General features: G+C 27.8%; 10 protein-coding genes. All 10 read right to left on the reverse strand.

Annotated elements, in window-relative coordinates; all coding sequences use genetic code 11:
* Nucleotides 1-151: 151 nt before the first annotated feature.
* Entirely contained in the window at nucleotides 152-712 is a 561-nt protein-coding gene (locus MDPP_RS01965; RefSeq protein ID WP_144658547.1) for a hypothetical protein, read from the reverse strand.
* 22 nt (nucleotides 713-734) lie between these two features.
* On the reverse strand, nucleotides 735-3,323 hold the full coding sequence (locus MDPP_RS01970) for a coiled-coil domain-containing protein (RefSeq protein ID WP_144658548.1): 2,589 nt from the start codon (nucleotides 3,321-3,323) through the stop codon (nucleotides 735-737).
* A gap of 73 nt (nucleotides 3,324-3,396) precedes the next feature.
* The gene (locus MDPP_RS01975; protein ID WP_144658549.1) at nucleotides 3,397-4,242 is read right to left on the reverse strand and encodes a DUF2963 domain-containing protein; all 846 of its coding nucleotides are present in this window, start codon (nucleotides 4,240-4,242) and stop codon (nucleotides 3,397-3,399) included.
* A 40-nt stretch (nucleotides 4,243-4,282) separates the two neighbouring features.
* The gene (locus MDPP_RS01980; protein ID WP_144658550.1) at nucleotides 4,283-4,735 is read right to left on the reverse strand and encodes a hypothetical protein; all 453 of its coding nucleotides are present in this window, start codon (nucleotides 4,733-4,735) and stop codon (nucleotides 4,283-4,285) included.
* Complete coding sequence (locus MDPP_RS01985) at nucleotides 4,728-5,267, reverse strand: hypothetical protein (RefSeq protein WP_144658551.1); 540 nt, start codon at nucleotides 5,265-5,267, stop codon at nucleotides 4,728-4,730. Before MDPP_RS01985 ends, MDPP_RS01980 begins: the two co-directional genes overlap by 8 nt.
* A complete protein-coding gene (locus MDPP_RS01990; RefSeq protein WP_144658552.1) occupies nucleotides 5,260-5,535 on the reverse strand; it encodes a hypothetical protein in 276 nt (91 codons plus the stop codon). Before MDPP_RS01990 ends, MDPP_RS01985 begins: the two co-directional genes overlap by 8 nt.
* A gap of 76 nt (nucleotides 5,536-5,611) precedes the next feature.
* Complete coding sequence (locus MDPP_RS01995; RefSeq protein ID WP_144658553.1) at nucleotides 5,612-7,285, reverse strand: DUF2963 domain-containing protein; 1,674 nt, start codon at nucleotides 7,283-7,285, stop codon at nucleotides 5,612-5,614.
* A 59-nt stretch (nucleotides 7,286-7,344) separates the two neighbouring features.
* Entirely contained in the window at nucleotides 7,345-7,551 is a 207-nt protein-coding gene (locus MDPP_RS02000; protein WP_144658554.1) for a hypothetical protein, read from the reverse strand.
* A 19-nt stretch (nucleotides 7,552-7,570) separates the two neighbouring features.
* On the reverse strand, nucleotides 7,571-7,936 hold the full coding sequence (locus MDPP_RS02005; RefSeq protein ID WP_144658555.1) for a hypothetical protein: 366 nt from the start codon (nucleotides 7,934-7,936) through the stop codon (nucleotides 7,571-7,573).
* Nucleotides 7,937-7,964: 28 nt separating this feature from the next.
* Nucleotides 7,965-8,263 (reverse strand): hypothetical protein (locus tag MDPP_RS02170; protein ID WP_186390736.1); only part of this gene is annotated, 299 nt, incomplete at its 5' end.

The raw sequence follows: 8,263 nt of genomic DNA on the forward strand, positions 1-8,263 counted from the left end.
TTTGTTTTTTACAAAAACAAAAATCGCGTTCGCGACTAGCGCGCTACGCTTGCTTATTTAGGGGTGTTGTTATGTTTCATTTATTATAAAAAAAATTATCAATTAATATACCAAATTCGATTTTAAGATAGAATAAAATAAAACAATAACATTAAGCTAGATTTGTATTTTTATTTGTCTCTTTTTTTCTAATATTAACCGTTTCTTGTTTTGGTTCTGCTTTTTTAGCTTTATTTTCAGATGATTTTTTTTCTTCTTTTGATGCTTCTAATGCAGCTTCCGCAGCAAGTCTTTTTTCTTTTTCGCCAAATTTTTCATTTTCTTCTCTTTTAAATTTTTCTTCAGCTGTAATTCGAGATTCTTCTTCTTTTTTAGATTTATTTTTTGCTTCTTGCAATAAATCAGAAAGTTGTTTATTTTCTTCTTCTAGTTTTTTTTGTTTATTCTCTAAAACAAACTTATTTTCTTCCTCAGCAACTATTTTTTTTTGTTCTTCAATTTCATTTTTAACTTTATTTTGCGCTAAAATAGCCAAATCAGTATTCACGGGGTCCTTATCATCAAACTGCCAAATAACTTGGAAACCACGATAGCAATTAAAACGTTCAAAAGAACAAAAAAGAAAAACAAGCAAAAATAAAGACAAAAAAGCAAACAAAAGAAAACCAAAAAAAAGAAAAAAAGATTGACGTTCATTTTGTCTTAAAAACATAAAAACACCTACTTACTTTTTTTTATTTTTGAGAAGAAGAAGGAAGTAATAAAATATTTGTTTTCTCTTCTTCTTCCAAAACACAATAATAAACAAAATAAAACCAAAAAACAAAAAAATACTTAATAACTTTAAGAACAATTTGCAAAAACCAAATAACAAGATTAACAAACATCGTCAAAAAAACAACAAAAAAATTAGAGCTTTGCGTAGTAAGAGTAAGAGTACCTTGAAAAATAGAAACAAAGAACTGCCACATAGAAAGAGAAAAACCCCACATAAATCGCATACCATCAGAAATTTTATCAGTCAAAAAATCCAAACTACTTTTAACAAAAGCACCAGTCATAACACCAATCCCAGGAGATTTAGTTATAAAACCAGAAACAACAGAAGAACTAACAGTAGCAGCAGTAATAAGACCACCAATAATCGCACCTTGTGTAGTAAAAACTTTTTCAACAATTATTTTAGAACCCCACAACATTAAAGCAAGAGCAGAATTAAATAAATAAAGTAAACGACTTAAAGCATCAACAAGACCAACCAAAATTTGCCAAAAATAATTAAATAAACCAGGTGGAGCGTTGTTTTTTAAAATATTCTCAGGTGTTTCGTATAAATAACGAACCACAGGAAAAATATGCAATAAAAGTTGATAAATAAAAGAAAAAATCACAGCAAAAATAGAATAAAAAAACTTAAATAAAGAATTTAAATAATGTTTATAACCAACGGAATAACCCATAAACAAACCATCATATTTTAAAAAACATTGATGAATAAAATCTTTCAAAAAATAAAAAGTACCTAAAAATTGGAAATTATCAACATATAAAGAACGAAAACGCTGAAAAGCAAAAACATCATGAAAATTAGTGCAAAAATGAAGAAATAAAACACTAAAACGACGATTAGAATAAGGAGGTTTAAAAGTAAAATCATTGGCATAAGCCTTAAAAATCTTTTTAGTTTCAATTTTATAAGGAGCAAAATGAAAAAAATTTTGTTGCTGAGTAAATTGAAGAAAACGGTTAAATTCATCCTGAGCCAAAGAAAAAACACCAAAAGTACGTTTAAGATGTTCTTTTTCTTTTTCAAAAAGAATGCGTTTTTGTAAATCTTCCTTTTCTTGGTCTAATTGAATAATTTTGGTTCTCTCTTCATCTAAAGAATCTCTTAAAGATTGAAGACGTTTTAAATGTGAATCTTCATAGAAAGAAATACGAGAAAGAGCTTTAGCAAGTTCTTCTTCAAGATAAGGTTTATAAGCCTTTAAATGACTATAATCCAAAAGTAAATTTCGAAATTTTTCTTGAACAAGATCCAAATCATGTTGTAAAGAAACATGTTTTGCTAATTCATCTTGCAATTCAACAACACACAAACTATACTGTTCACGAAACCAATCAGAAGTTTTCAAATCATTTGTTAAATAAAGGATTTGATCCTCTAATGCATGATGTTTCACAAGTAAAGATTTTAATTTATTATTTTTTTCTCGCAAATCTTTTTCAAGCTTTGAAATTTGAGATGACAAAAGATTATTTTGTTCTTTTAAAAGTTTTTCATCATCTTTAAATTTCTTTTCATTATCTTTAATTTGAGCTTCTAAAAGTTTCTTTTCTTTTTGGAAAAATTCTTCATTAATTTTAATTTGAGCTTCTAATAAAACATTTTTCTCTTGAAAAAATTTGAGTTGTTCTTGAAAAAGTTTTCTATTTTCTTCAAGCTTAACTTCTAAATCTTTAATCTGAGATTCTAAAGAATCAATTTTAAAATCTTGATTTTTTTTTATTTTATCACCAAAAAGAGAATTAGAATTTGCATCTTTCAATAATTTCTCTAATTCAGCAATCTTTTCTTGTAAAGCAAGCAATTTAGTTTCAAAAACAGGTTGAGGATAAACAACCATCGAAGGAGAATCAGGAAAAGTAAGAGTAATAGATTTATTAGTTTGAACAGCTTCTTGATAAGCAAGAGCAATTTTACGATGAAGAGCAATCAAATCAGCTAAACGAGAATTCAAATCTTGTTTATCTTTTTCTAATTGAAGCACATCACGAATTTGAGTTTGAAGAGTTTGATTTTGAGCTTCTAATTGCTTAATTTTTTTTTCTAATACTAAGTTTTCTTCTGTTAATTGAATAATAGTTTCAGATTGAATTACTTTTAATTTAACAATTTCAGCATCTTTTTCTTTTATTGCTTTTTTTAATTCAGAAATTTCTAAACCCGAAATAGCATATCGGTTTAACAAAGCTTCCATATTTTCAGTAAATTCTTCACGATAATGCATTTTCTTCAAATAAGAAGCATCTCTTTGTGAATCAGGTACACGAAAATAAAATTGTAAAACATCATTCATAGTTTCTTCAATATCAGAAACAACAACATTATCAGCTACACCCATTAATGTTTGACGAATATTTGATGGAATTTTATACCTAAAACCACCACGAGTTGAATCAAATCTTATCTTAGCTTTTATTTCATCTTCCAAAGTAAATTTAGAACTATCAAAATAAGAGCCAAAAACAGGAAAAACACAAAAAAAGAACACAAAAAGAAAAAACAAAAATAATTGTTTTTGCAAGCGAAATATTTTCATAATCTAATTATAGCATAAAAAACAAAAAAAAAGAGCATAAAAATGCTCTTAATGAAATGAATGAAAATAACAATTAACAAATTGTTTGAAGCAATTTACCTTGTTTATCAAAAACTTTATGCGAAATAAGTCTAGAATTAGAAGGATCATATTGTTTAACAATAATTTTTTGAACAACAGAACTACCAGTTGAATAAATATATTCACTATATTTAATTTTATCACCATCATCATTATATTCATCAATATAATCAATATTATTGGATCGATCATATTTAATACGTTTAATCTTGTTGCCATTAGCATTGTATTCTTCAACATATTGAATAGTCTTACCATCAGATTCATAATTAGTTATTTTAATCTTTTTACCATTTTTTTGGTCGTACTCTTCAACAGACTTTGTTGTTTTACCATCAGGATAATAATAAATTGTAGAAGCATATTGTGTTGCTGATGCTGGTAAGGAAGAAGAAGATTGTTGAGAAACTTTTTCATCTGCTAAACGTTCCTTTTTAGCCGCATCAGCAAGAACACCAAGAATACCAACTTGTTTAATACGTTCTTCATCCGCTAAACCAGAAGAAACAATTTGGTCCTTTTGTTCGTCAACAAGAGCACTTAAAGAAGTAGTTTCGGCAGAAACAAGATTTTGTCCTTCTTTTGCTTGAGGTAAACTAGGAGAAGAAACAGAAACAACAGGAGCAACAGAAGCAACAGAAGACAAAGAACTCGAAGAAGAAGAAGAAGAAGGAGAAGGAGAATTCACAACAGGATGAGCAGCACTAGTTTCAACAGTAGTAAAAGTAAATTTACTGCAAAGAAAAATTGCAAGAACAAAAAAACAAAACCACCCAAAAAAATTAGAACCAGAATCCTCAGGCTGTCTTCTTGGTTGAAATTGATTATAATAAGCCATTTTTTTTCCTTTCTAAAAAAATATGAAACAAAATCTTTTTTTAATAACTAGAATCTTCATCAACCACTAAATCATGAAGATTAGAAGGAAAAGAATTTGAGGAAGATTCCTCAACCTCAGCATCAAAAGTAGAAGGCGGAGTAGGATCTAAAACTTCACGCGTAACACCTTCAAATTGAGGATGTTTACTTTGAGCATAATAAGACAAACAATTTTGATGTTGGTTAAAAGCTTTAAAGAGATGATAAAGCTCAATCGATAATAACTGATTAGTATCAAGACAATACAAAACAGTCTGAATATAAACAGGAATAACAGTTAAATCAGGTTCTTCTTCTTCGTGTACACGAAGAGCACGAAACCAACGAAGAACAACAGCATAAAATTTCAAAAAATAGTAAACAAAAATTAAAGTACAAAGAAAAGTAAGAATAATCACAACCCAAACGGGCATATTTTGAAGATAAACAATTAATTTTTGAAAATTATTCATGAGCTTTTTGTTGTTCCTCTAAAAGAGCGATTTGTTTTCTCAAAGCAACAATCTGGTCTTGCAGTTTTTGATTCTCATAAATCACTTTTTGCGAAAGCAAAGGAATGGATTGCTGAGAAATCAAATCCGGACGAGACAAATCAGCTTGAGGAGGAAAAGAAGAAGCAGAAAATGATTCAGGTGAAGACAAATCAGCTAAAAAAGAAGGCAAACTTTTATCAATTAAATCTGTATAAAGAACATCATCCCAAGGTAATAAAGTTTTTTGTTGAAAAAGATTAAGACGACGAAGACATTCTTTTAAAGATTTATCTAAATGATAAATAGAAGTTTGGCTGATTTGCATTTTAGTAATATCAAAATAAGTTTGTCTTAAACAATAATTACGTTCAGCCAAACTAATAATCTTAATAGCTTCTTTACGAGATTTAGATTTTTGGTATAAATATTTAAAGAAATAATAAGCAAAAATACAAAGAACAAAGAAAAAAAGAAAACGAACAAAAGGATGAGTATCGAAAAAATCAGACATGAATTAATCCTTTCTCATTTTGTAATTGAGCTTGTTGACTTTGGACAAATTCTAATCGCGCTTTTTTTTTTTTTCTTTGAAAATCAATTTTATCCAAATATTGTAAAATTTCAAAATAAAATTCCAATTCCATAGAACCAGTAAGAAACAAAGAATCAGCTTTATTTTTTAAAATAGAATAAGATTGAACACCAATATCCAAAAATTCCTCACAAGTATAATCACCAAGAGCAAATTGTTGAATACGATGCATATGAAAATCAAACATAACAAAAATAATCCTTTTTAGTTTTAAAAAAATACGATATAAATATTATAACATAAAAAAAGAAAAAAAGAAAAAATTATGAAAGTTTAGGTGGAACAAAATTCTGATCATAATACTTAGTAGAAGAAGGCGTCCCATCTTTATTGCAAAGAACAGTATCAAGATATTTCCCTTGGGAATCATAATTTTTAATATACCAAGGAAGCATATCATGAAGTTGATAATAAGTTTCACTAATAACTTTACGAGTATTTAAATCATATTGAGAAACAACACGCGGCTTCAAAGAAGCAACAGAACAAGGTAAAGTTTCAAGAACAGTACCATCATCACAATAATAAGTACGATTCATAGTCAAAGGAACAAGAGTAGCTAAATTATCTTCAAAATCAACAGTCTTGCCATCAGATTTATAAAAAGTTTTTTTTCTTAAAATAGCTTCCTTATAATTAAGATCATAATAATCAACATAATCAATAGACTGACCATCTTTAAAATAAACCAAAACTTTATAACGATAAAACATTGTTTCATTATCAGGACGATAATAAGAACAAGTCCATTGTTTTCTTTTACCATCAAGGTCATACAAAGTAATATGAGCAACATCATTTTTCAATGCTTTCTCTTCTAAAGCACGTTTTTCCATAAATTTAACTGCTCCTTGACAAGAAACAACACCATATCGAACTGAACCACGTTTATTTGCTTTAAGGTCTTCAGTATTAACAGCACTTAGAACAGTTTTACCATCATCCTCAAAATAAACATCATAAACCAAATCACCATTAAATAAATCATAAAACTCAATTTCTTTTAAAGTATGATTATCATCATTTCGATAAACACTAACTTTAATTTTACGCTTAGTAATTGGATCAGATTCAATGCGTTTCGAAACTTTTTTAAAACCATAAGAATAAAATTCTTCAACAACATCAAGATTTAATAATTTAAGATTTTCAAAATCAAATTTAAGATCTAAATGAGGAACATGAAGAAAACGATTCAAATGATATTCTTTAGGATATTTCTTTTCTTGTTCCAAAGCAAGAGCAATTATTTTTTTATCATTAAAAGCAAGAAGTTTTTCTTTTTCCGCTTGGTTTTTTTCTCTTTCAACTTGAATTTTCTCTTTTTCAATTTGTTCTTTTGCTTCTTCAAGTTGTTCTTTTTCTTTTTTAAGACGAGCTAATTCTAAAGCTTTTTTCCTAAATTCTTCAAAACAATCATTTTTATCTTTAGTAATTTGGTCTTTCTCTTTTTCAAGACGCTCGATTTCAATTTTTTTAGATTGAAGAGCACCAAGATTATTAATATCTTTTAATGCCAATTTTTTATTTTTATCTTCAATTTCTTCTTTTTCTTTTTGCAATACAGCAATTTTGGCTAAAGCTTCTTGTTCTTTTGCTTTAAGAGCTTCAATTTGTTCTTCAGAAAGTTTAGAAGCAAATTCATTCTTAGTTTCTTCATGAAGAACTTTTTGCTCCAATTCCTGTTGATGTAAAAGATTACTTGCACGTTCATGATTTAAAAACTGAATATTTTCATTTAATTTTGCAATTTCTTTTTCTTTCTCTTGTTCTTGTTCTTGCAATTGCAAAATCCGATTTTGCTTTTTAGAAAGATCAAAAGAATCAGCAGCCTTAATAAATTCTGAAAAACGAGAATACGAAAAGAAAACAAGAAAAAAGAGAGTAAAGAAAAAAACAAAACACGAGCAACACACAGCAAAAACATTAATTCTCATAAATAAAACCTTTCTAAACGAAAAAAAGGAAGATTTTATGTCTTCCTTTTTTTAATAAATTATTTAATTTTAGAAGTATCAGTTTCTAATTTAATTTCTTGATTAGTAGCCGTATAATTAGCAGTTTTTTGCACTGCAGCTTCACCCGGCATATCTTTTGATACTGGAACATTTCTAAACTGAATAAAACCAATTATCCAAAGAAAAGCGACAATAAGAAAAACACAACCAATAATATGAAAACTTTTCATAACATTACGATTCATTATTAAATTCTCCTTTTTTTTATTTCAATATAGGTTTATTGATCTGAATTGGATTACCAGACTCAACAGCTTCAGAATAATAATCTTTACTGAACTCGCCATTCACTTTAACAAGCGAACCACCAAACTTTTTCAATTTAGTAGCTGGATCAGTATAATAATATTTTTCACGAATTCCAACAGAACGAGTCGGAATATCAATAGTCAAAAAACCTTTAAATTGATGAGAATTAATATGAGCAGTACCAAAGAAAAAAACCAAAACCATAACAATCACAACACCAATACCTACAAAAGCTAAAAGCATTTCTTCTTTCATATATCTTCTAATACGATTATAATAATTTCTTCTTGAATTATTATTAAAATTATAATTACCGTTCATCTATTTTTTTTTCCTTATACAATTTTTATTAATTTAAAAGCAAAACTCTTGAATTATTTCTTTTTTGAGTTCTTTGAGATCTTGATTTACAAGGAGCCCAATCACTACGAAGCGTCATTGTAATACCATTTAAATAGTCTTCTGAAATTTTTCTATTTTTAGGAATAAAACTAACCATTTTACCATTACGCTTTAAAGGAAGAGTCGGCATATAAACCGCGTTCACTTTATAATTCATACGGTTAGCTACTGTATCATGAAACCTAATTGCTTTAACCTTCATCGGTTCACCAGCATATTTTCCTCTGCTGTACTTTGTAAACTCGA

This window comes from Candidatus Phytoplasma pini, from assembly GCF_007821455.1.
Lineage (GTDB): Bacteria > Bacillota_I > Bacilli_A > Acholeplasmatales > Acholeplasmataceae > Phytoplasma > Phytoplasma pini.

Excerpts from the sequence above, each read along its gene's own strand:
- MDPP_RS01965 (WP_144658547.1), bottom strand. The coding sequence starts at position 712 with ATGTTTTTAAGACAAAATGAACGTCAATCTTTTTTTCTTTTTTTTGGT.
- MDPP_RS01970 (WP_144658548.1), bottom strand. The coding sequence starts at position 3,323 with ATGAAAATATTTCGCTTGCAAAAACAATTATTTTTGTTTTTTCTTTTT.
- MDPP_RS01975 (WP_144658549.1), bottom strand. The coding sequence starts at position 4,242 with ATGGCTTATTATAATCAATTTCAACCAAGAAGACAGCCTGAGGATTCT.
- MDPP_RS01980 (WP_144658550.1), bottom strand. The coding sequence starts at position 4,735 with ATGAATAATTTTCAAAAATTAATTGTTTATCTTCAAAATATGCCCGTT.
- MDPP_RS01985 (WP_144658551.1), bottom strand. The coding sequence starts at position 5,267 with ATGTCTGATTTTTTCGATACTCATCCTTTTGTTCGTTTTCTTTTTTTC.
- MDPP_RS01990 (WP_144658552.1), bottom strand. The coding sequence starts at position 5,535 with ATGTTTGATTTTCATATGCATCGTATTCAACAATTTGCTCTTGGTGAT.
- MDPP_RS01995 (WP_144658553.1), bottom strand. The coding sequence starts at position 7,285 with ATGAGAATTAATGTTTTTGCTGTGTGTTGCTCGTGTTTTGTTTTTTTC.
- MDPP_RS02000 (WP_144658554.1), bottom strand. The coding sequence starts at position 7,551 with ATGAATCGTAATGTTATGAAAAGTTTTCATATTATTGGTTGTGTTTTT.
- MDPP_RS02005 (WP_144658555.1), bottom strand. The coding sequence starts at position 7,936 with ATGAACGGTAATTATAATTTTAATAATAATTCAAGAAGAAATTATTAT.